The sequence below is a fragment of the Psychrobacter immobilis genome, from assembly GCF_904846225.1.
In the GTDB taxonomy this organism is placed as follows: domain Bacteria; phylum Pseudomonadota; class Gammaproteobacteria; order Pseudomonadales; family Moraxellaceae; genus Psychrobacter; species Psychrobacter immobilis_F.
Genome location: NZ_CAJGZJ010000003.1, coordinates 186,808 through 210,619, shown reverse-complemented (window position 1 = coordinate 210,619; position 23,812 = coordinate 186,808). Strand labels below are relative to the sequence as shown.

The window sequence follows — 23,812 nt, the reverse complement described above, 5'->3', positions numbered from 1 at the left end:
TATATATTAAAGCATACTGTTCAATAGTTTTTTAAAGCCTGCACAGTCAGAGTCTTCAAGCCGTTGTCGTCTAATAGCAATATTATGTTAGTTCTATGTGATGTTTATTCAGCTAATTCTTTAAATAAACACCATTCAAATTTTACATACTTTCTTTTGTTCTCTAACTACTGTGTTATCTAAACAGCAATGCCTCATTTATCTGCCTAGCTGTCGAGTTTTATGACTTAGCTATCTGCCTACCTGTCAATGCGCAGTATACTTCGATACACTTTAGTCTGCGTTAATAGATTGACTCTGCTGAATTATCGTGTTGAGATAAAGAAAAGCGAATATAAATTATCAAAGCTATTAATCTATAATAAGTAGGTAGCAACGCTATTTAAATAGTGTAAAGCCAATCTCATTTAGCGATACTTTTAATAATACAGATATTGCCCTTGAACAATCCACCTATTGCCCTGATTTACTTACTAACTCATTCATAAAGCTATCAATTATAAAGATAGGTATAACCGTAGGAAGTCATTATGTTAAGTCGTCATCTTGAAGTTTCTTTGCGTTTAGCAATGACACTTGCGCGCCAAAAATCGCATGAGTATCTCACTGTTGAACATTTATTATTGGCGTTATTAGAAAACACGCACGCTGCCAATACGTTAACAGCGTGTAATGCCAATGTCTCAACGCTGCGTACTGAGCTTGAAGCTTATATCAATAAGCACACGCCAACAGTCGATGCCGATACAGAACAATCACCTCAACCGACTCAAAGCTTTGATCGTATTCTGCAACGTGCTATTTTTCATGTGCAGTCTATTGGTGGTGGTCGCCTCGTTGAAGGCTCAGATATTTTGGTATCTATGTTTTCAGAGCATGATACTTATGCGGTATATTTGCTTAAAAAACAGGGCATCAGTCGTCTTGAGCTGACTCAGTACTTGTCACATGGTCAAGATAAAGACGAGCCTTCTGAGCCGCGTGCTTCTATGACAGGTGAGCGTCGTAGTGCGTCAGAGAAAACCAGTAAAGATCCATTGGTTGAATTTGCCACTAACTTGAACCAACGTGCTGCTGAAGGCAAAACGGATCCATTGATTGGGCGTTCTTCTGAGATTGAGCGTGCCGCGCAAGTACTCTGTCGCCGCCGCAAAAATAATCCGTTGTTGGTTGGTGAGCCAGGCGTTGGTAAAACCTCTATTGCTGAAGGTTTGGCTTGGTTAATTATCAATGATAAGGCACCAAAGCCGCTGAATGGCTGCGTCATTTATAGTCTTGATATCGGTTCATTAATTGCCGGTACTAAGTATCGCGGTGACTTTGAAAAACGTATGAAATCGCTGCTTGATGCGCTCAAGAACAAACCAAATGCCATCTTGTTTATCGATGAGATTCATATGATTATTGGCGCAGGTTCGTCAATGAGTAGCAATATGGATGTGTCGAATTTGATCAAACCAGCGCTTGCTAATGGCGAGCTACGTTGTATTGGTTCAACGACCTTTACCGAGTACCGTCAGGTATTTGAAAAAGATCATGCATTGTCTCGTCGTTTCCAAAAAATCGATGTGAAAGAGCCAAGTGTCGATGACAGTATCGATATTTTGCGTGGTCTCAAGCCGCGTTACGAAGAGTTTCATAATGTTATATATACCGATGAAGCATTGGTCACGGCAGTACAATTATCTGCCAAGCACATTCATGAGCGCTTTTTACCTGATAAGGCGATTGACGTAATTGATGAAGCGGGTGCGTATAAGCGTTTAGGTGTGATTCCTGATGCAGATGATATTGATGCCGAAGAAAGCTTCATTGCTGATATAGAACAAGACTTCGATTCGCAGATTGACGCTGATAGTGAGGGTCTTGACGGTGATGTTCACGGTGACAAGGCTCATGATGCTATTGATAATGAGATGCAAGAGGAAGCAAATACCGCAAAAGCCAATGATCGTGCCAAATCAGCCGATGATAAAAAATCTGCTAAGGACAAGAAGAGACCACCGATGAAAATCGATGTGGCTGATATCGAAGCCATTGTCGCAAAGCTTGCACGTATTCCACCCAAATCAGTATCGAGTGATGACAAGAGTATTCTTGAGCACTTAGATCGCGATCTTAAGCACTTGGTGTTTGGTCAAGATGAAGCCATTGCAACCTTGGCTGATGCAATCAAGTTGTCACGCGCAGGTCTCAAAGCACCAGACAAGCCCATTGGCTCGTTTATGTTTGCGGGTCCAACAGGGGTTGGTAAGACAGAAGTATCACGTCAATTGGCAAATCTATTAGGCGTGGAGTTGGTGCGATTTGATATGTCAGAATATATGGAAGCTCATACGGCTTCACGTTTGATTGGCGCGCCTCCAGGCTATGTCGGATTTGATCAAGGTGGTTTGCTGACCGAAAAAATTAATCAGCATCCGCATTGTGTGTTGTTGCTTGATGAGATCGAAAAAGCGCACCCTGATGTCTTTAACTTGTTATTGCAAGTGATGGATCATGGTACATTGACGGACAATAACGGTCGTGTGGCTATCTTTAAGCAAGTCATTGTTATTATGACCACGAACGTTGGTGCTGATAGTATTAGCCGCTCTTCTATGGGCTTTACCCAGCAAGATCATAGCCGTGATAATACTGAGTCACTGAAACGCGTCTTTACGCCTGAGTTCCGCAACCGTTTGGATGCGATTATTCAGTTTAATCCATTGGATACGTCAGTGGTGGTATCAGTGGTCGATAAGTTCTTGGTTGAGCTACAGGTACAGCTTGATGACAAAAAAGTGACGTTAGAGATTGATGATGAAGTACGCGATTATCTGGCCAAAAAAGGCTACGATCGCTTAATGGGCGCACGTCCAATGCAGCGTTTGATTCAAGATGAGATCAAAAAACCATTGGCCAGTATGATTTTGTTTGGTGACTTGGTTAATGGCGGGGTAGTACATCTAACCTTAGAGCCTGAAGAAACTGATGCGCAAGAGGATGATACTGTGAAGCTTGACAAAAGCAGTGGCAAGACATCAGATAAAGGGTCAGCGGATAGCCGTATTATTTTGACGGTTGTTGAGACGCATGAGCCACGTTCAGACTCTGAATCAATAGCCAGCTAAATCATTCATTACTAATATTATAAAAACGGTTACTGAGGTAGCCGTTTTTTTATTGCTATAATTTATAATAAAATCTATATGACATTTTATCAGTGTTTATTTTAAGGGTTGTCATAAAGTGTTTATACACTTTTCTCTATATCTCATAACTAATAAAAAGGACGTATTATGGAACTGTTTGATGATCAGACGGCAAAAACTCCAGAACAAAAGCAGGTGATTTTAGACAATGTACGCCTGCCAGAGGATTGGAAGACCGCATTAGCAGAAGAATTAACGTCTGATAATATGGACAATCTACGCGCGTTTTTAAAGGAAGCGTATCAGTCGACGGAGAGTATTTATCCACCTGCACCGCTGATATTTAACGCATTGAACTTGACGCCTTTGTCACAAGTAAAAGTGGTTATCTTAGGACAGGATCCTTATCATGGTCCGGGCCAAGCGATGGGATTGTCGTTTTCTGTGCCCAAAGCCATTCCGAAACCACCGTCATTGAATAATCTATTGAAAGAGATGGCCGCTGATATTGGTATTCATCCTTCAGCACATGGTGATTTGACTTACTGGGCGCAGCAAGGTGTCTTGCTATTGAATAGCTCATTGACTGTGAGAGAAGGCGAGCCGAACAGCCATCAAAACAAAGGTTGGGAGCAGTTTACCGACGCGGTAATTGATGCGGTCAACGAACAAACAAAGCATACCGTGTTTATTTTGTGGGGTAGTAAAGCGCAAAAGAAAGGCAAGTATATCGATACCGATAAACATCTGATTTTGACTGCTGTACATCCTTCACCACTGGCTGCCAACCGTGGTGGCTTTTTTGGGTCGAAGCCATTTTCTAAAGCAAATGATTATTTAAAACAATATGATCAAACCCCCATTGATTGGCAATTACCACAATAAATGATACATACTTACTCATTTAATTTACAGCCGCATTCATCAGTAGCTGACCAGTTGACAATCCTAAAGCTTGCCAATTGTACATTTTGGTCACCTCAAGATTTGAAGTGGATGCAAGAAGCAATCAAGCTTGCAAAGCAAGGTGCAGCGCTCGGAGAGGTGCCAGTTGGCGCGATACTGGTACATGATCAGCAAATTATTGGTCAAGGATTTAATGAGCCGATTGGACGCCACGATGCCACTGCCCACGCCGAGATCGTCGCATTAAGAGATGCTTGTGCTCGTTTAAAAAACTATCGTTTGCCATTGAAGACGACTTTGTATGTGACTTTAGAACCCTGCACTATGTGTATCGGTGCGCTGATTCACGCACGTGTTGATAAGCTAATATATGCGGCAAGCGAGCCACGGGCAGGTATGGTTGGTAGTCAAATGAATTTGTCGATACAGCCTTTTTATAATCATAATATCCAAGTCAGTCATGGCCTGTGTAGTATGCATAGTAGCCAAATGCTTAAAGCGTTTTTTCGTGAGCGACGAAATGCGACAAAAAAGAAAGACAATATGAACCAGTAACAAGATATCAGTCTTGCTGCTAGTGATAGTGAAGTTTCTTTGTTATAATATTGCCCTATTTGATAGCGAACCTCTTGATATGCTGTCAAGCGTTTGATAAATAAGTAAATATTTCGCTATTTGTAGCATAAGAAAAGCCCTATAAATATCGTCAATTATTAAGTGAGTATTATGACCGTTTCTACACCTGATAATGAGCTGCTCAATAGAGACGATAGCCAAGTCAAAACGGCGCGCTACCCCGTTATTTGTATCGATGGGCCTAGTGGGGCGGGTAAAGGCACAGTCACATGGCGCTTATCACAAGTATTAGATTATCAGTTATTAGATTCTGGTGCATTGTACAGAATCGTAGGACTCAAAGCGTTCGAAGCTGGACTGATAGCCGAGGATGCGAGTCAAGCTATTGACGAAGCAGCTGTATTGGCGTTAACACAACGTTTAGAGATTGCTTTCGTGCCTAATAATGAGTCAGGTCGTGTCGATATTCTTGTAGATGGTGAAGCGGTCGGCGAGCAAGTTCGTAACGAAACAATTGGCGGCTATGCATCACAGATAGCGATATTCCCGACAGTTCGCAAAGCATTACTTAAACTGCAAAAGGATATGGCAACTCGCTCAGGACTGGTTGCTGATGGTCGTGATATGGGTACGGTTGTTTTTCCAGACGCTGATGTAAAAGTGTTTCTGACGGCGAGTGCGGAAGCCCGTGCTGAACGCCGTGTTACTCAGCTGATCAACGCTGGGCAAACAGCGGATTTTGACGCGATTTTGGCAACGATTAAAGCCCGTGATGATCGTGATGAAAATCGAACGACGGCACCATCTAAACCAGCAGAAGACGCATTATTACTTGATAGCTCAACATTAGATGCTGATGCCGTTTATGAGTACGTTAAAAAACATTGTCAAGATCAAGGTATTTGTTTTAATAGTTAGTAAAAACAACATATTGAGTACTAAAAACTTAACCACGAGCTTTGATTTTAGTATAAAATAGTTCAGTTAAAAGTGAGACTTTGTTAAACAACATAATGAATGCTCAGTTTGAGTCATAAAAAACATTTGAAGTAAGACAGTTGTTGCTAATAAGTTTGATTAATTGCGCTTATTATCAACAAACGTTTTTATATATGATTGTATGAGATATAAAACCAGTATTCTCGTTTTATGCAATCATACATTTGATCCGTACTGTGCTGGACAGGATACGGCTATACAAAGGTAGACATAATGGAATCATTTGCTGAACTATTTGAAGCGAGCATCGAAGAAACAGGTCTGGATATCGAGCGTGGCTCGGTTATTAACGGTACTGTTGTCGCCATCGATAACGATTGGATCACTGTCGACACTGGTCTTAAATCTGAAGGTATCGTCGCTCGTGAAGAGTTTTTAAGCGAAGAAGGCGAACTTGAAGTTGAAGTTGGCGACACAGTAGACGTAGTGGTTGAAGCCGTTGATAATGGTATGGGTCAAACCTTGCTGTCACGCGAAAAAGCCAAACGTGTTGAAACTTGGAATTTCCTTGAAAAAATTGCTGACAATGATGAAATCGTAAAAGGTATTATCTCAAGCAAAGTTAAAGGCGGTTTCACGGTAGATATCGGTTCAGTACGCGCGTTTTTACCAGGTTCATTGGTAGATGTACGTCCTATCCGTGATACGACGCATCTTGAAGGCAAAGAGCTAGAATTCAAAGTCATCAAACTTGATCAAAAACGTAACAACGTTGTTGTTAGTCGCCGTGCCGTTATGGAAGCTGAAAACTCAGCTGAGCGCGAAGAGTTATTGAACAAGCTTGAAGAAGGCATCGAGATCGAAGGTATCGTTAAAAACCTTACTGATTACGGCGCGTTCGTTGATCTAGGTGGTATCGATGGTCTATTGCACATCACTGACATGGCATGGCGCCGTATCAAGCACCCATCTGAGGTTGTTGAAGTTGGCCAAGACCTAAAAGTTAAAGTATTGAAGTTTGACCGTGAGCGCAACCGCGTTAGCCTAGGTCTAAAACAACTTGGTACTGATCCTTGGGACAACGTCGGCGGCACTTACCCAGTAGGTAGTGTAGTAAAAGCACGCGTTACTAACTTGACCGATTATGGTTGTTTTGCTGAGATTTCTGAAGGCATCGAAGGTCTAGTACACGTATCAGAGATGGATCATACTAACAAAAACATCCACCCATCAAAAGTAGTTCAAGTGGGCGATGAAATTGAAGTAATGATTCTTGATATCGACGAAGAACGTCGTCGTATTAGCCTAGGTATCAAACAAACTCTAGCCAATCCATGGGATGAGTTTGATAAGAAACATGAGCGCGGTGATAAAATCACTGGTACGATCAAATCAATCACTGACTTCGGTATCTTTATCGGTCTAGACGGTGGTATTGATGGTTTGGTTCATCTATCTGATATCTCTTGGAACGAAACTGGCGAAGATGCTATTCGTAACTACAACAAAGGCGACACCGTAGAAGCTATGGTACTGTCTGTAGATGCAGAAGCAAACCGTATTAGCCTAGGCGTTAAGCAGTTAAGCTCTGACCCATTCAACGAATACCTAGTCAACAATGACCGTGGTGCTATCGTTAATGGTAAAGTGAAAGAAGTAGACGCTAAAGGTGCTACTATCGAACTTGCTGACGAAGTTGAAGCTTATCTACGCGCTTCTGAGATCCAACGTGACCGCGTTGAAGATGCCACTAAGCATCTAACTGTTGGTGATGATGTTGAAGCGAAAATCATCAGTGTTGATCGTAAAACACGCAACATCAACTTGTCTATCAAAGCGAAAGACGAAGCTGAAGAGCGTCAAGCGATTAAAGATCTTGGTAGCACAACCACAACTGCTGCTCCAGGTTCTGATGCACAACCAAAAACTATTGGTGACTTGATCAAAGAGCAAATGCAGTAAGCTGAAGATTATTGATATAGAAGTAATATAAAAAAAGCGACTCCGGTCGCTTTTTTTTATGACTAAACTTTGAGTTTGCTATCAATCAATAAAGTTTGTGCCAAAAGAGGCAAACTCTTGTTTTCATTTACTATAATATCCGCTATCATTTGCAACATTGAGTAACGAGATGTGAATTATGGCTTATTCAAGACAACGATATGGACTTAATCATTGGGTTTTTTACCCTAATGAATATAGTGCCTTAAAAGTAACGGTCTAATTCATGCTCATCTTATCCATTAATCAATAAGGCAAGCGTAATAATGCAGCAAGCAATTAACAAGTCTGAATTTATTAGTAATTTGAGTGCGAACTGTGACACTATGACTGATACCGTGGTCGATGACGCAGTGCGTGAAATATTAACTCTCATGACCCATACTTTAGCCAATGATGGTCGGGTAGAGGTTCGTGGATTTGGCAGTTTTTGTTTACATCATCGCCGTGCTCGCACGGGGCGCAATCCTAAAACGGGGGAAAGCGTACCAGTACCTGCCAAGGCAATTCCACATTTTAAGCCCGGTAAAGCGCTCCGTGAAGCAGTTAATGATAAAGTTGCAAACAATTAATAGCCGTTCTTAAATATTGCTCAAATAATCTTTTCAATGACATAATTTACGAGCTACGTTCTAATAGCATGTTGTCGCTAACGACACTCCAAATCGAGGTATACCGCTCATGAGATTTTTACTTTTTGTCCTATTGTTCTTAAGTTTTGCTTATGCGCTTGGTTTAGTACTGGCCAACAATACCGAAGTTGGAGTGAATTTATTATTCTCGCAAGCCCCAACAATGAATTTAGGGCTGCTGCTGATTCTCTGCCTCGTACTTGGTATTGTTATTGGTATTTTATTGGCCTTGCTGATATTCCGTGTGTTACAGAATAAGTGGGAAATTTCGAGCCTAAAAAAAGCAAATGCCAATTTGCAACAACAATTAACACAAGCCAACGTCGTCATTGATCGTCAAGCGAATTCACCGACGATAGAAGAATCCGTTTATGGTTCTACAGTCCCTACTGTACAAGATACAGCAGCGGTGAATGTGCAAAAAGAAGGGGTTCTCTCTAAGCACAAGCGAGACTAGAGTAGCAATCAATAGGTTTGCGACCGACCAAGCTATTTACTTACTGTTTTAATAATTTTAATCTCAAAATGGCAAAACCATGAATAACGTAACGAATTCTCCTGTTATAGTCGCTTTAGATAATATGACTATGAACGCTTCTCTAGCACTGGCTGATCAATTAGATCCATCGTCGTGTCGATTAAAAGTGGGTAAAGAGCTATTTACTCGCTGTGGACCTGAGATCGTCAAGGCGTTGCATCAGCGTAATTTTGATGTATTTCTGGACTTAAAATTCCATGATATTCCTAATACAACCGCGCAAGCTGTCTTAGCTGCGGCTGAGCTTGGTGTATGGATGGTTAACGTCCATGCAAGCGCAGGTTTGGAGGCGATGTCGTTATCAAAACAGCGCTTATTAGATAGCAATTTTGAGACGTTACTGATAGCAGTGACTGTATTAACCTCTATGGATAATGAGGCACTGATGCAAACGGGTATTACTGATGGTCTAGATACCCAAGTCAGTCGATTGGCACAATTAACCAAGCAAGCAGGCCTTGATGGCGTCGTTTGCTCAGCCAAAGAAGCCAAAGCACTTAAATCATTATGCGGTCAAGACTTCAAGCTCGTAACCCCAGGCATTCGATTGTTAGAAGACAATGTTGATGATCAAAAGCGTATTTGTACTCCCAAGCAGGCATTGAAGGATGGCTCTGATTATTTGGTGATTGGCCGTTCGATTACGCAAGCCTCAGACCCTGCTGCTAAATTACAGAACATACTTCAAAGTATCTGAAACCTATCTAGGTTCTCATAGCGATATAATGATAAAAAGACAGCCTAGCGCGCTGTCTTTTTACTTTTTGTGGGCAGCAAAAAAAGTGCTACACTATTTAAACTTGTGTTTATACCCAACACAAAAATTACGATTGGGTTTGTCAAACCTGCTTGGTCTACTAGAGATAGTACTTCCGCTTAGTTTTTAGGCGACTCAGGTTTTTTAAAACAGTATGATTGGACAATATTGGATAATATGAAATTACAGATTTTAAGTGACTTACACATCGATAGCTACGCCCGTCAATCACATCCTATAGGACATATCCCTAAAACTGACGCAGACGTGGTGTTGGTAGCAGGAGACACTGCCAACAGTGATATGGGTATGCCTTGGCTGCAAGAACAAGCAGCGCGTCTACAAGTACCTTTGATTACTATATCAGGCAATCATGAGTACTTTAACGAAAATGTGCTGGATTTTGATAAGCAATTAGCAACTTGGGATAATTATGATGAAGCGTCAAAGCAAGGCGTTAAAGTACTACAGTGTCGACATATTGATATTGGTGACGTACGAATTTTAGGCTGTACACTGTGGACGGATTATCAGTATCAAGCCAATGATGACACTATGGCTGTTGCCGGACGTTTTATGCGTGACTATCAGCAAATCTATGCAGGTAGCGAGCTGTTCTCACCTGAGGTATCGATGAAAATCCATACTCAGCAGCGACAATGGCTTCAGCAGGCATTAATAAGTGCAAAAGAGCTGGGCAAAAAAACCATCGTGATGAGCCATCATAGTATCAGCCCGTTATCCGTGTCTGAGAAATATGCTGATCTGCCAAGTAATGCCGCTTTTGTCAGTGATTTGTCTGGATGGATGCATGAGGATTGGGCACCGACACTTTGGGTACATGGCCATACCCACGAAGCGTTTGATTATCGTATTGGAAACACCCGTGTGATTGTCAACCCTCGCGCTTATCCCAATGAGGTAAGCAGTACGTCTTTAGCGTTTGCATGGGATAAAGTGATTGAGATTGATTAGATGAGCTTGATCAATGTAAATATCTTTGCTATTAGCATCATAAAGTTTCTGGTAATAATCACTCTTTTTTAGCAGACTAAGCTTTCAACAAACTAGCTCATATAGTCGATCCACTATAAAATAGATACAGTGCTACTAATGCTACTCGGGTAAATTTTGCGCCGCCTCTGTCTGCTAGCTACAGCAAGCAAGCAAAATTTATCTCAGTAGCGCGTGATAATAGTGGTATCTCTTTTATCTAAAACCAATTATAGCTATATTGCAACTGAATTTATATTTTGTCCATTCCTACTAAAAAATCTGCTACGCTGATTGCTATGAGCCAAGATCCTAACAATACCTTATCAAAAACATCTGCTGAAAAGCGTGCAAGTCATCTTTCAAGTATGCCAGCACCCTCACACCTGCCCGATAGTATGATTTCATCAGTCAACTTATTGCCCGAAAATAAACGGTTGATTCTATTTACCAGACATTCTTTACGTGAGCGATCTGATGGTAATGGTTTTGCCAGTTATCAGTTACCCCTGACACCCAAAGGTCGGATACTGGCGAAATCTTGGGGACGTTGGCTGGCAGAATATTTACCATATTCGCTCGATGTCGATAGTATCTCAAGTCCGATTATGCGCTGTATCGATACTGCGCAGCTGATGCAGGAAGGGGCCGGGCTGCAACGTGATATCGCACACCAATCGTTGTTGGTTGAGCCTGGTAGCTTGGTCATTGAACCGGAAATTGCTAACCCAATATTCAAAGAAATTGGTGTCCTCAATTTTATCAATCGATTCTTACAAGGCAATCTTGAAGGCACTAAAAACGCTTATCAAGGTGGCCTCGATATTTTAGCGCTTTTTTATCAACATCAGCCCCAGCATGGTCACTTAATGCTCGCTGTCAGCCATGATACTTTACTGTCTGCATTTCTAGCGGTGATGTTTGATGTGGTTGAGATTGATTGGAATGATTGGCCAAAGATGATGGAAGGGGTGTTTTTATGGTTTGATGATAAGCCTTTTGAGCAGGCTAACGCACATTTTGTATGGCGCGGTGAGGTATACATTCGTCCGATAAGCTCCTTATTAGACGGTTACCGTGCAGCGGGCTTTCATACCAGTAAACTGTTATTACCGACAGACATAAAATGGTTGTAACGCCAATTTTAAGAGACTTAGATTAGGGACACGCCCTAACATACGAAGTGTCATTACTGTTTCACTATTCCTTTTTTGAACACATAAAAAAACCTTGCCCTAGTATTAGAACCAGTGACAAGGTTTTAGTCATCACGCTATAAAGGCGGGATGCGGTCTAAACGTTACCAATCTTAAGCTTGTAAGCCTTTGATTGTTTTGTTTAGGCGGCTCTTACGACGAGCAGCTTTATTCTTATGAATAATACCTTTGTCAGCCATACGATCAAGAACTGGTACCGCTTTTTTGTAAGCTTCGGTAGCCGCGTCATAATCTTTAGCTGCGATAGCCGCATCAACACGTTTTAAGTAAGTACGAACCATAGAGCGTTGTGACGCAGAGTTCTGACGACGTTTGGTGTTTTGACGGGCGCGTTTACGAGCTTGTGCAGTATTAGCCACGCGTATCTCCTTGATAAAGACAGATAAAAATATGAATGTTGATTTCAACAATAAAGGGTTTAACCATCATGTTTAATGAGTAGCCGTCTCATCAAACATGATGTCGATGTCTAATATTAAAGCCTCTAATACTAACAGATCATCGCAAGCGCCAAAGCCATTTGGAATAATTAAACAGCATTGACGTATGAAGCCGGTTATCTTAGCAAATTATTACGCTCAGGACAATATATTTGACAGTTAATGCTCAAAGAAGTTATTTTTTATGATAAATTTTGGTCTATTAAAGTACTAAAGTCATCTCTCATTATCCTAGCAAGTGTGCCATTGATAAAATCTCTTACAATAAATCAGATAGAATAACGTCAGTTAGTCATTAATTTAGGTATGATACTAAAGCGATGGTCTTCTAATAACACCATTTTTTATCATCATAAATTTTCCAACAGTATATAAGTGGATAGGATATGCAGCGAAAAGCAATTATAATTGGTGCGACAGGATTGGTAGGGCAACATCTTGTTAAGCAGCTGAGCGAGCTTTATGACACGTTGATTGTGATTGCACGGCGTCCACCGCGCTATATTAATACCAGTATGCGTTTTTATCAGGTCAATGATTTTGACAACTTAACTGAAATATTTGCAAGCGTTGGCGTTGATAAAAAGACAGATGCTTTTAGTTGTCTTGGTACCACAAAAAAGCAGGCGGGTAGTAGTGAGGCGTTTCGAAAAATTGATCATGATTATAATGTAAATTTTGCCAAACTTTGTCAGGACAAAGGTGTTGAAAACTTCTTTTTATTGTCCTCAATGAATGCCGATATTGACAGTCGATTTTTATATAATCGGGTAAAAGCAGAAACTGAGCAATCTATTTTGGCACTGGATTTTATGCAGCTCGTTATTTTCCGTCCTTCATTATTATTGGGTAAGCATAAAGGTCGTCCACTTGAGAGTATTGGTCAAAAAGCGTTTCAGCTTATCTCACCTTTAGTATCAGAGTCATTATCGTTGCATCCTATTTCTGCCAAGCGTGTGGCCATTGCCATGGCGATGAGTGCTCATGATATCTATGAGCGTAGCAAGTATCGTACGGAGCCTATGAATAAAAAGGCGAATATTATAGAAAATAAGCAGATGCTTACGATGACTAGAGTAAAAAATTAAGTGGTGCATTGACTGTCATCCGTGATAATTTTTAATTATTAAATAGCCTAAGCAATAATTGATAAGCAATATAAAGCTGAAATAAACATTCAATAATAAAAAACAAGGAATCTAATCATGCCAGAATCAGCAACGATGACTAAAGAGCGCTTTATAACGTGTGATTTATTGGATGCCAATCCTGAATCGCAGGTATGTTTGCCCAATATTGAAGGAAAATCGTTTTATAGCTTTGGTGGTAAAGACAGTTTTTGCGGCGAAATTGTGACAGTGAAATGCTTTGAAGATAATAGCTGCGTCAAGTCCTTGCTAAATAGCAATGGCAAAGATAAAAATGATAATGGCAAGGTACTGGTGGTCGATGGCGGTGGTTCTATGCGTTGTGCGCTCTTAGGCGATATGATTGCGCAGTCAGCCGTAGATAATGGCTGGGCAGGAGTCATCATTTATGGTTGTGTTCGTGATGTCGATGATATGGCAAAAATGGATATTGGAGTGAAAGCATTAGGCTGTATCCCGCGCAAGTCAAATCGTCGTGATGAAGGACAAACAGATATCGAAATCAGCTTTGGTGATTTAACGTTAATCTCAGGCATGTTTGTCTACGCAGACAATAACGGCATTATCGCTAGTGGCAATCCATTAATCTAAAATCGACTTAATGAATAGAAATCAAAAACCTCAGCTTAATCGTTGGGGTTTTTGTATTTTGTAAAGTGGTTTATATCGCTTTTATTGCTTATGTCTTTTCAAAAACGCCAGAGATAGCATTAAGTGACAAACCGTTACGGCATAAATTTTGGTAATTGCTGAAATATTCGTATAATAGTCATCTGACTCTTAACGTTGATCCTATCCTTTATGCCTATCACTGCTCTGACTGACGCGTTTGACCCTATTAACCAGCAGTTATTTCCTATCCAAAATGCACAGAGGCGTTGGCTTGCCCCTGTGCACGGTGCGGTCAGTAGTTTGTGGCTGGCAAGTTTGATGCAAGCCCCAATATGGGAGGTGGCTGACCGTCTCAAAGTCGTAGTGACGCGCGACCAAAATCAGCTTAATCAGATAGAGACAGAATTGGCGTTTTGCGGTGTGGATGCCTATGTGTTTCCTGATTGGGAGACACTGACTTATGATGAGCTGTCACCGCATCAAGATATCGTCAGCGAGCGTATCAATCTATTAACGGATATGCCAACGTCTGGCGTACTGCTAATCTCGGTACAGGCATTGATGCATCGTGTAGCACCGCCAAGCTGGTTGATTGGGCAACATTTTGATTTAAGCGTTGGTGATCGGTTCGATATCAATCCGCAGCGTGAGCTACTGGCAAAGGCAGGTTACCGAGCCGTAGAAAATGTTTTTGAGCCAGGTGAATTTGCCGTACGTGGTAGCATCATTGACATCTTTGCAATGGGTCAACCATTTCCGCTGCGTCTAGATTTGTTCGATGACGAAATTGAAACGATTCGATTTTTCAATCCTCAGACCCAGCGTACCTTGACCGTTGATGATCTCAAGACAATGATGACTGGTAATGACAGTAGTATGGCAAAAGAGTCGCTATCGTTACTGCATAAACTGCCTGATATCTCAAAGCCAATTCAGCAGTTTCAAATACTACCCGCAAAAGAGTTTCCACTTGATGAAGGCCGTGAGACTTTCCGTACCAATTTTGCAACGATGTTCCCTAATGTCAGTAGTCGTAAATTCGAGCTGCACAAAGATGTGATGGCAGGTATTGCTAGCAGTGGACTTGAGTACTATCAGCCTCTGTTTTTTGATTCAAAAGATTGGGAAACTGAAAGTAGTCTATTTTCCTATTTACCAAGTGATGCATTATTCATTACTGATGAATTGATTCATGAAAAGCAGGCCGATTATTGGTCACAAATCCAGCGCCGCTATGAAGAGCGCCGCCACGATATTGATAAGCCTATCGTCGCTCCCGAGCTGCTATATCTATTATCAAATATCCTTAACGAGCATTTAAACCATTATCCACGCATTATACTAAGTGCTCGTAATGAATTGAGCACCATGAATGACGTTGCAGCAATGGATAGTGAAGATGCCTCATTAGCACATCTGACACCCAATAAACAACAAGGGCTAGTCACTTTAAGCGCTCAAGAACCACCGCAACTGGCAGTGAACCATCAAAAATCTGAGCCTTTAACCGAATTGCTGGACTTTTTAAATATACAAGCGCAAACAGCGACCCCCGTATTGGTGGTGGCAGAAACAGCGGGTCGACGTGAGATTCTGATAGAGCTGTTTAAAGGTAAAATCGATGTCAAAGCTTATGATAGCTTTGAAGAGTTTTTAGCAGCAGATAAAACATATGGTTTTAACGATAATAATTTACCACAAGTCGGTTTAACAGTTGCTCCTATCGAACGTGGCGTTTATGTACCTGAACGTTTGGTACTGATTAGTGAGACGCAGTTATTTGGTAGGCAGGTACTACAAACGCGCCGTCATCGTCAAAGTGGTGTGTCAGAAGAGTTCTTGGTCAAGAGCGTTACTGAAATAACGGAAGGTAGTCCAGTTGTCCATATTGAGCATGGTATCGGTCGCTATCATGGCCTAATTACTTTGGACGTTGGTGATGGCGAGCAAGAATTCATTCACTTAAAATATGCGGATGATGCCAGTATTTATGTACCGGTAGCCAACTTGCAAATGATTAATCGTTACAGTGGCGGAGATCCAGCGCTTGCGCCATTGCACAAGATTGGTAGTGGAAAGTGGGACAGGGCTAAGCAAAAAGCGTTAGAGCAAATCCACGATGTTGCCGCTGAGCTTTTGAATATGCAGGCACGGCGAGAAGCCAAGGTTGGCATTCACTTTAAAATAGACAGCTCACAATATGAGCTATTTTCTAGCCAATTTGCTTTTGAAGAAACGCCCGACCAAGCCAATGCTATCCATGCGGTTATGGCGGATATGAGACAGAACCAGCCGATGGATCGTCTCATTTGTGGGGACGTAGGTTTTGGTAAAACAGAAGTTGCCATGCGAGCGGCTTTTATTGCCGTTAGTGCTGGCTACCAAGTTGCCGTACTGGTACCGACGACATTGCTGGCAGGTCAGCATGAAGACAATTTCCGTGATCGCTTTGCTGATTGGCCAGTACGTGTTGAGACGTTATCGCGATTCGGCGGTAAAAAGCATCAAGATACGGTATTGGCTGATTTGGCTGCTGGTAAGGTTGATATTGTCATTGGTACTCATAAATTGTTGCAACCAGATGTAAAATTTTCTAACTTAGGTTTAATGATTGTCGATGAAGAGCATCGCTTTGGTGTGCGCCATAAGGAGCGTATCAAGGCCATTCAGACCGATGTGGATAGCATGTCGATGACAGCAACGCCAATCCCTAGAACGCTCAATATGGCGTTGTCAGGGATGCGTGATATGTCTATTATTGCTACGCCGCCTGCTCGTCGTTTGGCGATTAAAACCTTTGTGATGCAAAAAACAGAAGCATTGATGAAAGAAGCTATCTTGCGCGAGTTACTGCGTGGGGGGCAGGTTTATCTATTGCATAATGATGTGGCCAGCATTGAGCGTATGGCAGAGACCATTCGTGAACTGGTTCCTGAGGCACGTGTGGGTGTCGCTCATGGGCAAATGCATGAGCGCCAACTTGAACAGGTGATGCAGCAGTTTTATCATAAAAAATTCAACGTGTTGATTTGTTCGACCATTATCGAAACTGGTATTGATGTTCCTAACGCCAATACGATTATTATTGAGCGCGCTGATAAATTTGGTCTGGCTCAATTACATCAGCTGCGTGGTCGCGTTGGTCGTAGCCATCATCAGGCTTATTGTTACTTACTCGTACCGTCTATTAAAGGTCTCAAAGGAGATGCCAAGCGCCGATTGCATGCCATTGAGCGAGCCAATACACTGGGTGCCGGTTTTATGCTGGCGAGTGAGGATTTAGAAATCCGCGGTGCTGGTGAGATATTAGGGAAACAGCAAAGCGGTAATATGCAGGCCATTGGTTTTAGCTTATATATGGATATGCTAGAGCGCGCGACTAAAGCAATCAAAGCGGGTAAAGAACCTGATTTAAGTACGCCATTGTCACTAACTAGCGAGATTAATCTGCATAGCTCCGCGCTGATCCCAGAGGAGTATTTGCACGACGTACATCAGCGTTTGTTGTTTTATAAACGCATTAGTAATGCCGATGATAAAGAAGCGCTGACAGACATTCGTACCGAGATGATTGATAGATTTGGGACACTGCCAGATCAAACCAAGCAATTATTTGCCATTCATGGGATACGCTTACAAGCAGAACCGCTGAAAATTAATAAAATTGATGCCAATACCAGTAGTATGACGCTTGAATTTGCTCCGGATACACCAGTTGATGCGTTGGCGATTATTAAATTGATTCAAACGGATGGTCAGCGCTATCGGATGAATGGGGCATCTGGCATTCGATATCAGGATGCTACTAAACTGGCCACATCGCAACAGCGCGTTAGTGTGATTCAAGAGCTATTACGCTATTTTAGTGAGCATATGGTAAAAGAGTTGGCATAGTTTAATTCGATAGCTTCATTTGATAACGACATGCTGGTGAGAGTGGCTAAATGAGGTAGCGCAGTAACGCCAAGGTAAAATATTAAGGTGATAAGTGATGGTGCTATTTTATCGGATGGATAACTGATAAAATAGCCAAACTCTATATTTAGCCTATTATGGTTTTAACTCCTCATATTGTTAATTTATTGAATGTTGCCTTTTTATATTTTTCTTTTCTTCAAGCTTCATAACAAGAGAACCGTCATTATGTTCCAACTTCATCATAAACTTGCTGCTGATAGTTTTTTAGTGGGTGATTTTCCATTATCTACTTGTCGTTTAATCAATGATTGCCAGTTTCCGTGGTTGATATTAGTGCCGCGTGTATCTGGTATCAAAGAGTTGTATGAGTTGTCTGAGGCAGACCAAGCACAGTTTTTGCGCGAGTCGAGCTGGTTATCAAGCCAACTTGCCAAGACCTTTCAAGCGGACAAAATGAATGTAGCAGCACTTGGTAATCAAGTGTCGCAGCTACATTTTCATCATATTGTCCGTTATCAGAACGATATGCAATGGCCAAATCCAGTATGGGGCGTGCCAGCCATTCCTTATACCAAAGAAGTGTTGGCGCAGATGCAGCAGACTTTGATGATGGCGCTACGTGGTCATCATCAAATGCCGTTCGATTGGCAAATGTAGTAAAGCCATTAAGCAAAAAAGCAATATTTTAAGGGCAAGCACTGGAATAATAGAAAGCGTAGGAGCTATTGACGCTACATCAATCTCGATGCTGACTATATTTGGATGTTTTTTCCGAAAATAGATTGAGTTTTTATGAGCAGCCAGATACTACCAGTATCTGGCTTTTTTTATTATTGCGTTTGCATAAATTGAAATAGGTGCTTGATCAAACCGTGGTTTATTCAAACGATAGATAGAAGGTGCTATTTTGGTTTTAAATACCCTAGGGTTTGTTTTATTTAAGAGATATAATATATTGTTAGGTAATGTTGTATACAACTTATTGTGATGACAAACGATCGATTTAAACTATTTTTGGGCGTCTTAACCTTTTTGATTAAGTGAATACTTCATATGCCTTTTTTAGACAAGCTGAAACCGCCGGTTCCATCAAAAAAAGAAGGGTTATGTCGATTTGATTACCCAGAAGTTCTTGTTTTAATTCTTACTGTGATATTGCTTGCGGTGCATTTTGATTTTCGTCCTACCTCAATGGCATTACTGGTTGTGATTACGATACCAAGTATCATGATCTTTATTTATAACTGTCGACATAACATGAGCTTTTGGACGTCTAATATTGTCATTATTTTATTGTCCGTAGTCATTGGATCATTACAGTTTTGCACAGTAATTTCCCTTAGTTTGGCATTTCTAATTGGCATACGTATCATCGTAAGTGGACCTGATAATTACCTAAAACTGATTACGGTAGCATTGGTAACGGCCGTTATCTTTTTTTATGTGAGTACCATTTTAGAAGACGCTGATATGAACTGCGGTGATGGTTGGCTACCAAATACAGTATTATTAGCAAGCATAGTCGTTATCTTATATCGGTTTAGGCGTATTTACCAAGAATATGTCAGTTATAACACACGTGCTCAGCAGGCAACAGAACGTTTAAGCACCATGGTTTCGGTCATTAATAAGTTGACTCGCTTTGTACCACCACAAATTTGGGAGCCGATTGTAAGAACCAACAGTCCGGTTAGTGTATCCAATAAGCGCGCAAAGCTGACAATTATGTTTTCAGACATTGTAGGTTTTACCGAGCTATCTGATAGTTTAAGTGCTGATAATTTGGCCGATATTTTAAATACCTATATGCACTATATGACCTTAATTGCCAATAAACATGGCGCGGTGCTTGATAAGTTCATTGGCGATGGCATGGTATGTTTTTTTGGTGAGCCTAATAGTCGTGGTCCGCGCCAAGACGCTCTAGACTGTGTGGCGATGGCAATAGATATGCGCCGTGAAATGCGTATTCTAAGACAAAAATGGCGGCTAATGGGCTTTGAGGGATTATACATACGCATGGGTATTACGACAGGTTATTGCCATGTTGGTAATTTTGGTAGTAACAACCGTCTCAGTTATACCTTGATTGGTAAAGAGGCAAATCTCGCAGCAAGACTTGAGTCGAGCGCTGGTAAAAGTGAGATATTGGTCAGCGAGAGTACCTACGATTATATCTGTCATAATTATGAGTGTCATCATGCTGGCGCGTTTCAGCTAAAAGGCTTTGATGAGAAAGTGGATGCGTGGCAAGTATTGGATCCGGATGCAAATAAAGGCCATCAATCTAAATGGGTTGATCACACCTTACCGGGTTTTAACTTACATCTCAATTTTAAAGATATGAAAGACCATGATTATCAAGACATTATGGCACGCTTAAATTTTGCGCTTGAACGCATTGAGCAAGAGCAAGAAAAAGTGGCAATAAGCATAGCAGCAGAAAGTAAACGTAATGATAATAACTACAAGTAGACGTTTAAAAGATGACTTCCTCTAAGCTCAGATACGAAAAAGCCAGCTATTATTGTAATAGCTGGCTTTTTTAACACCACAATAAATCAGAGCCTGCCACTAGGGCGTGTCTTCATTTCAAAAATGGTCATAAAAATGAGATAAATTGCCGTCAAACGAGGAAAATAGCGCAAATAATATCGGGATATTAATGAGCTGTTTAACGATGTTTGGCAAAATTTAGCCACTTTTAGCTCATTTAGATAGTATCGTTTGAATTGAGGACATGCCCTAATATCTAATGGTTTTCTTTTGCATGATTAAGGGTATATTTAGGAACCTCGATGATTAAATCTTCGTCATCAAGCATGACCTGACATGATAGGCGTGAGTCAGGCTCTAGTCCCCAAGCACGATCCAATAAGTCAGCTTCGATATCATCCATCTCTTCTAAACTATCAAAGCCTTTACGCACGACCACATGACAAGTGGTACATGCTTTTGACATCTCGCACGCATGCTCAATATTGATACCTTTTTCTAAAAGAGCTTTACATAAGTTTTTGCCAGCTTCTAGTTCGACTTCAGCGCCTTCAGGGCAAATATCGTGATGGGGTAATAGGGTAATTTTTGGCATAAATCGTTTGTCCGATGCTAATCAATTTAAAGAAATAAAAAATATAAGAGATCTACTTGATATAATTTTTAAGCGGTAATACTAAAGATATTTGCTACCAATCTTGGGCACTAGTGCCTGCCATGCTGGCTTTAACACTCTGATTCATAATGCGAGCCGCAAAAGCGTCACTATGCGGCTTGAGCTTGGCTTGCTGTGTTTCGATAAGTGCTAAGTCATCAGTGCCAAGTACGGTTTGTAATTTTTGGATGTGCTCAGCCAATGACTGTTGCTCATCAGAAGACAATAAGCTCGCAAACTCGTTAAGCGCAGATTGCAAAGCGAGCACTTCACGCTCAGCTTCCACTTTAGTTTCAATTAAAGAGCGCGCGTTTTTATCTTCTTCTGCGTGCTTGAATCCAGCAACCAGCAATTGCTCTTTTTGTTCATCTGATAGCCCATAAGAAGGCACAATCTCAATCTTACTTTCTGTCTTGGTTGTGGTTTCTTGGGCACTGACGGTCAGCTGTCCATTGGCATCAATACTAAAGGTGACTTCGATACGCCCAAACCCAGCTTTCATCGAAGGAATACCATATAATTCAAAGCGACCAAGTGAGCGGCAGTTTTCTACTGTTTCGCGCTCACCTTGGACCACATGAATAACCATGCCGGTTTGACCGTCTTGATAAGTGGTAAATACTTGGCGTTTTTTGACAGGAATAGGCGTATTACGCGGAATAAGCACTTCAACCAGACCACCCATGGTCTCAAGGCCAAGTGATAAAGGTGTCACATCCAATAGTAATAGATTGTTGTCACTATCACCGTTGACCAATTGATGCGCTGTTTGTGCCGCGCCTAAAGCCACGACTTCATCTGGATTTAAACGGCACAGCGGCTGCTTGGCAAAGAACTCAGTCACGACTTGCTGCACAGCAGGCATACGTGTAGAGCCACCGACCAAGATAACTTCGTCCAAATCAGCACTCGATAACTTAGCATCACGCATCACTTGCTCGCATACATTTAAGGTACGGCGGCTGACAGGTTCTGCAATAACGAGCATGTCTTCACGGCGTAATACACCTTGATAAGACTGCTGATTAACAGTGATATCGATATCGATGTGCTCAGCGTCAGTCAGTGCTTGCTTATAAGTTTTGGCTTGTTGCGCAAGTATCGATTTATCATGACGACTCACGTCTTTAGGATCGATACCTAATTGTTTGATAAGCCAGTTGGTGATTAAACGGTCAATATCATCGCCACCTAGCGCGCTGTTACCACCAGTGGCCAATACTTCAAACACACCATCAGTCAATTTTAAAATAGAGACATCAAAGGTGCCGCCACCTAGATCATAAATAAGGTAATAACTTTCTTTGTCATCATCTTGAGTGGCACGATCAAGACCATAGGCGACTGCGGCGGCGGTAGGCTCATTTAGTAGACGTAATACATTGATACCGGCGGCTTGTGCGGCATCTTTGGTTGCTTGACGCTGAGCTTCATCAAAGTAGGCTGGAACAGTAATCACTGCGCCCTCGATACTATCATTAGGTAACGCGCTCGCTGCTCGTTGCTCAAGTGCTGCTAAAATACGTGCTGAAACCTCAACAGGAGAGACTTCGCCTTGGGCCGTCACAAACGTCGGCATATCATCCTTTTCACCACTTAACTCATAAGGATGAGAGAATTTGATATCCGCTTGGCTACGTCCCATAAAACGCTTAGCCGAAACAATCGTATTTTTTGGATCATTTGCCAAGTTAGCTAGGGCATCATAACCGACAACTGGGTTGCCTGTGCTTGGATAATATACAACAGAAGGAAGTAGGGTATCGGCACTCGAATTTGCTTCTAAGACTTGCGCCTTGCCTGACCTTACCACCGCGACCAATGAGCGTGTGGTACCAAGATCAATTCCTAGGCCAAAACGATGCTGATGAGGTTGGGCACTTTGATTGGGTTCGGCAATTTGCAATAAAGACATAAGATAACTCAGAGATAAAATGAATAAGTGAAATAAAGCCAATACAATATAAGCACTATGACCATTTAATGGCGGTAAGACCACTCTAAAAACAGAGAAGCATAGCGGTTAAGAGTGCTTAAAATAAGTGATTATACGGTATAGTTGGTACTATTTTAACCTTGATGCTGAAATAAGCGTCATAAGGTAAAGGCGTATCATATATAGATACTTGCATATAAAAAAAGTGATGCAAACTTACCTGACAGAGATCTAGACGTATAGATCGTCATCATCTAAATGTTCAGAAGTCACTACTTGATCAAGACCAGTAGTAACGTCCGCATTTAATTTTACTAAGAATTTTAATTTTTGCGTGGCGTCAATTGCCGTTTGCCACTCTTTATTTTGGTAAGCGTTACTAAAGCGCTCAGACTGTTTTGCTAAGCGTTCTGTAATCTGCGGATGTAACTGTTGTAATGTCTGACGATCTTTATCTTGAATAGCATCATCCAAGTCCATGCGCATCTGCATAGCGTCTTCTAAGAAATCTAAGTCTGCGATTGAATGCTCTACATTCTGTGCTTGATCTGCCATATCGAGCAAATAGCTGGCGCGACTGTCAGGCGCGCTTAATGCTTGATAGGCTTGGTTTATTAGGGCTGAAGCTTGATCAGAATGATGTTGAGCTTGGGCAGTATCTGTCAGATCTTTGGCAACATTATCAGGGTGATAACGCTTTTGAAGCAGGCGTAAACGTTGATCGAGACTGTCTTGATTGACTTCAAATTGTACAGGTTGCTCAAATAGGGCAAAGAAGTTATCAAACTGTGCTTCTGAAGTAATGTCTGTCATATCATACGCCTTACTTTTTTATTTATTTTTAAGTTTTCTCTTTAGCTGAGAACGGCTTTACCATACTGACTATAATGACAACGATAATATCTTATCACTGC

Annotated in this window: 19 protein-coding genes; 15 read left to right on the top strand and 4 right to left on the bottom strand. The window is 41.4% G+C overall.

Annotated elements, in window-relative coordinates:
- The first annotated feature begins 530 nt into the window (after window positions 1-530).
- From clpA to JMX48_RS03740, 10 genes are all read left to right on the top strand, one after another.
- Window positions 531-3,113 (top strand): ATP-dependent Clp protease ATP-binding subunit ClpA, encoded by a 2,583-nt coding sequence (gene clpA, locus JMX48_RS03785; protein WP_201534477.1) that lies wholly within the window; start codon window positions 531-533, stop codon window positions 3,111-3,113.
- A gap of 168 nt (window positions 3,114-3,281) precedes the next feature.
- Window positions 3,282-4,019 (top strand): uracil-DNA glycosylase, encoded by a 738-nt coding sequence (locus JMX48_RS03780; RefSeq protein ID WP_201534476.1) that lies wholly within the window; start codon window positions 3,282-3,284, stop codon window positions 4,017-4,019.
- Window positions 4,020-4,595 carry a tRNA adenosine(34) deaminase TadA gene (gene tadA, locus JMX48_RS03775; protein WP_201534475.1) on the top strand — a complete coding sequence of 192 codons (576 nt, stop codon included), beginning with the start codon at window positions 4,020-4,022 and terminating at the stop codon, window positions 4,593-4,595.
- A gap of 171 nt (window positions 4,596-4,766) precedes the next feature.
- Window positions 4,767-5,534 carry a (d)CMP kinase gene (gene cmk / locus JMX48_RS03770; RefSeq protein WP_201534474.1) on the top strand — a complete coding sequence of 256 codons (768 nt, stop codon included), beginning with the start codon at window positions 4,767-4,769 and terminating at the stop codon, window positions 5,532-5,534.
- A gap of 294 nt (window positions 5,535-5,828) precedes the next feature.
- Window positions 5,829-7,517 (top strand): 30S ribosomal protein S1, encoded by a 1,689-nt coding sequence (gene rpsA / locus JMX48_RS03765; protein ID WP_201534473.1) that lies wholly within the window; start codon window positions 5,829-5,831, stop codon window positions 7,515-7,517.
- Between the two features lie 305 nt (window positions 7,518-7,822).
- Window positions 7,823-8,128 carry an integration host factor subunit beta gene (locus JMX48_RS03760; protein ID WP_201534472.1) on the top strand — a complete coding sequence of 102 codons (306 nt, stop codon included), beginning with the start codon at window positions 7,823-7,825 and terminating at the stop codon, window positions 8,126-8,128.
- 109 nt (window positions 8,129-8,237) lie between these two features.
- Complete coding sequence (locus JMX48_RS03755) at window positions 8,238-8,645, top strand: lipopolysaccharide assembly protein LapA domain-containing protein (RefSeq protein ID WP_201534471.1); 408 nt, start codon at window positions 8,238-8,240, stop codon at window positions 8,643-8,645.
- Window positions 8,646-8,724: 79 nt separating this feature from the next.
- Window positions 8,725-9,423, top strand: coding sequence for an orotidine-5'-phosphate decarboxylase (pyrF, locus tag JMX48_RS03750; RefSeq protein WP_201534469.1), 699 nt, complete (start codon window positions 8,725-8,727; stop codon window positions 9,421-9,423).
- Between the two features lie 237 nt (window positions 9,424-9,660).
- The gene (locus tag JMX48_RS03745; protein ID WP_201534467.1) at window positions 9,661-10,458 is read left to right on the top strand and encodes a metallophosphoesterase; all 798 of its coding nucleotides are present in this window, start codon (window positions 9,661-9,663) and stop codon (window positions 10,456-10,458) included.
- 317 nt (window positions 10,459-10,775) lie between these two features.
- Entirely contained in the window at window positions 10,776-11,612 is an 837-nt protein-coding gene (locus JMX48_RS03740) for a histidine phosphatase family protein (protein WP_201534464.1), read from the top strand.
- A 173-nt stretch (window positions 11,613-11,785) separates the two neighbouring features.
- Here the strand turns inward: JMX48_RS03740 and rpsT are convergent, their stop codons facing one another.
- Complete coding sequence (gene rpsT, locus JMX48_RS03735) at window positions 11,786-12,052, bottom strand: 30S ribosomal protein S20 (RefSeq protein WP_010200097.1); 267 nt, start codon at window positions 12,050-12,052, stop codon at window positions 11,786-11,788.
- Between the two features lie 467 nt (window positions 12,053-12,519).
- On the opposite strand from rpsT, the gene JMX48_RS03730 reads away from it, so the two are divergent.
- From JMX48_RS03730 to JMX48_RS03710, 5 genes are all read left to right on the top strand, one after another.
- Window positions 12,520-13,221 (top strand): NAD-dependent epimerase/dehydratase family protein, encoded by a 702-nt coding sequence (locus tag JMX48_RS03730; protein WP_201534462.1) that lies wholly within the window; start codon window positions 12,520-12,522, stop codon window positions 13,219-13,221.
- Window positions 13,222-13,356: 135 nt separating this feature from the next.
- A complete protein-coding gene (rraA, locus tag JMX48_RS03725; RefSeq protein ID WP_227687893.1) occupies window positions 13,357-13,872 on the top strand; it encodes a ribonuclease E activity regulator RraA in 516 nt (171 codons plus the stop codon).
- Window positions 13,873-14,082: 210 nt separating this feature from the next.
- A complete protein-coding gene (gene mfd / locus JMX48_RS03720; RefSeq protein WP_201534458.1) occupies window positions 14,083-17,787 on the top strand; it encodes a transcription-repair coupling factor in 3,705 nt (1,234 codons plus the stop codon).
- Window positions 17,788-18,036: 249 nt separating this feature from the next.
- Window positions 18,037-18,468: an HIT domain-containing protein gene (locus JMX48_RS03715; protein WP_201534456.1), complete on the top strand. Its 432-nt coding sequence runs from the start codon at window positions 18,037-18,039 to the stop codon at window positions 18,466-18,468.
- 396 nt (window positions 18,469-18,864) lie between these two features.
- Window positions 18,865-20,286 (top strand): adenylate/guanylate cyclase domain-containing protein, encoded by a 1,422-nt coding sequence (locus JMX48_RS03710; RefSeq protein WP_201534454.1) that lies wholly within the window; start codon window positions 18,865-18,867, stop codon window positions 20,284-20,286.
- A 277-nt stretch (window positions 20,287-20,563) separates the two neighbouring features.
- Here the strand turns inward: JMX48_RS03710 and fdx are convergent, their stop codons facing one another.
- The 3 genes from fdx to hscB form a co-directional block, all read right to left on the bottom strand.
- Complete coding sequence (fdx, locus tag JMX48_RS03705) at window positions 20,564-20,902, bottom strand: ISC system 2Fe-2S type ferredoxin (RefSeq protein ID WP_201534452.1); 339 nt, start codon at window positions 20,900-20,902, stop codon at window positions 20,564-20,566.
- Window positions 20,903-20,996: 94 nt separating this feature from the next.
- A complete protein-coding gene (gene hscA / locus JMX48_RS03700; protein ID WP_201534447.1) occupies window positions 20,997-22,877 on the bottom strand; it encodes a Fe-S protein assembly chaperone HscA in 1,881 nt (626 codons plus the stop codon).
- 252 nt (window positions 22,878-23,129) lie between these two features.
- A complete protein-coding gene (gene hscB / locus JMX48_RS03695; protein WP_201534445.1) occupies window positions 23,130-23,711 on the bottom strand; it encodes a Fe-S protein assembly co-chaperone HscB in 582 nt (193 codons plus the stop codon).
- Window positions 23,712-23,812: the final 101 nt, after the last annotated feature.

What these genes read in the sequence shown, in the direction of transcription:
- clpA (WP_201534477.1), top strand. Translation starts at nt 531, where the DNA reads ATGTTAAGTCGTCATCTTGAAGTTTCTTTGCGTTTAGCAATGACACTT.
- JMX48_RS03780 (WP_201534476.1), top strand. Translation starts at nt 3,282, where the DNA reads ATGGAACTGTTTGATGATCAGACGGCAAAAACTCCAGAACAAAAGCAG.
- tadA (WP_201534475.1), top strand. Translation starts at nt 4,020, where the DNA reads ATGATACATACTTACTCATTTAATTTACAGCCGCATTCATCAGTAGCT.
- cmk (WP_201534474.1), top strand. Translation starts at nt 4,767, where the DNA reads ATGACCGTTTCTACACCTGATAATGAGCTGCTCAATAGAGACGATAGC.
- rpsA (WP_201534473.1), top strand. Translation starts at nt 5,829, where the DNA reads ATGGAATCATTTGCTGAACTATTTGAAGCGAGCATCGAAGAAACAGGT.
- JMX48_RS03760 (WP_201534472.1), top strand. Translation starts at nt 7,823, where the DNA reads ATGCAGCAAGCAATTAACAAGTCTGAATTTATTAGTAATTTGAGTGCG.
- JMX48_RS03755 (WP_201534471.1), top strand. Translation starts at nt 8,238, where the DNA reads ATGAGATTTTTACTTTTTGTCCTATTGTTCTTAAGTTTTGCTTATGCG.
- pyrF (WP_201534469.1), top strand. Translation starts at nt 8,725, where the DNA reads ATGAATAACGTAACGAATTCTCCTGTTATAGTCGCTTTAGATAATATG.
- JMX48_RS03745 (WP_201534467.1), top strand. Translation starts at nt 9,661, where the DNA reads ATGAAATTACAGATTTTAAGTGACTTACACATCGATAGCTACGCCCGT.
- JMX48_RS03740 (WP_201534464.1), top strand. Translation starts at nt 10,776, where the DNA reads ATGAGCCAAGATCCTAACAATACCTTATCAAAAACATCTGCTGAAAAG.
- JMX48_RS03730 (WP_201534462.1), top strand. Translation starts at nt 12,520, where the DNA reads ATGCAGCGAAAAGCAATTATAATTGGTGCGACAGGATTGGTAGGGCAA.
- rraA (WP_227687893.1), top strand. Translation starts at nt 13,357, where the DNA reads ATGACTAAAGAGCGCTTTATAACGTGTGATTTATTGGATGCCAATCCT.
- mfd (WP_201534458.1), top strand. Translation starts at nt 14,083, where the DNA reads ATGCCTATCACTGCTCTGACTGACGCGTTTGACCCTATTAACCAGCAG.
- JMX48_RS03715 (WP_201534456.1), top strand. Translation starts at nt 18,037, where the DNA reads ATGTTCCAACTTCATCATAAACTTGCTGCTGATAGTTTTTTAGTGGGT.
- JMX48_RS03710 (WP_201534454.1), top strand. Translation starts at nt 18,865, where the DNA reads ATGCCTTTTTTAGACAAGCTGAAACCGCCGGTTCCATCAAAAAAAGAA.
- fdx (WP_201534452.1), bottom strand. Translation starts at nt 20,902, where the DNA reads ATGCCAAAAATTACCCTATTACCCCATCACGATATTTGCCCTGAAGGC.
- hscA (WP_201534447.1), bottom strand. Translation starts at nt 22,877, where the DNA reads ATGTCTTTATTGCAAATTGCCGAACCCAATCAAAGTGCCCAACCTCAT.
- hscB (WP_201534445.1), bottom strand. Translation starts at nt 23,711, where the DNA reads ATGACAGACATTACTTCAGAAGCACAGTTTGATAACTTCTTTGCCCTA.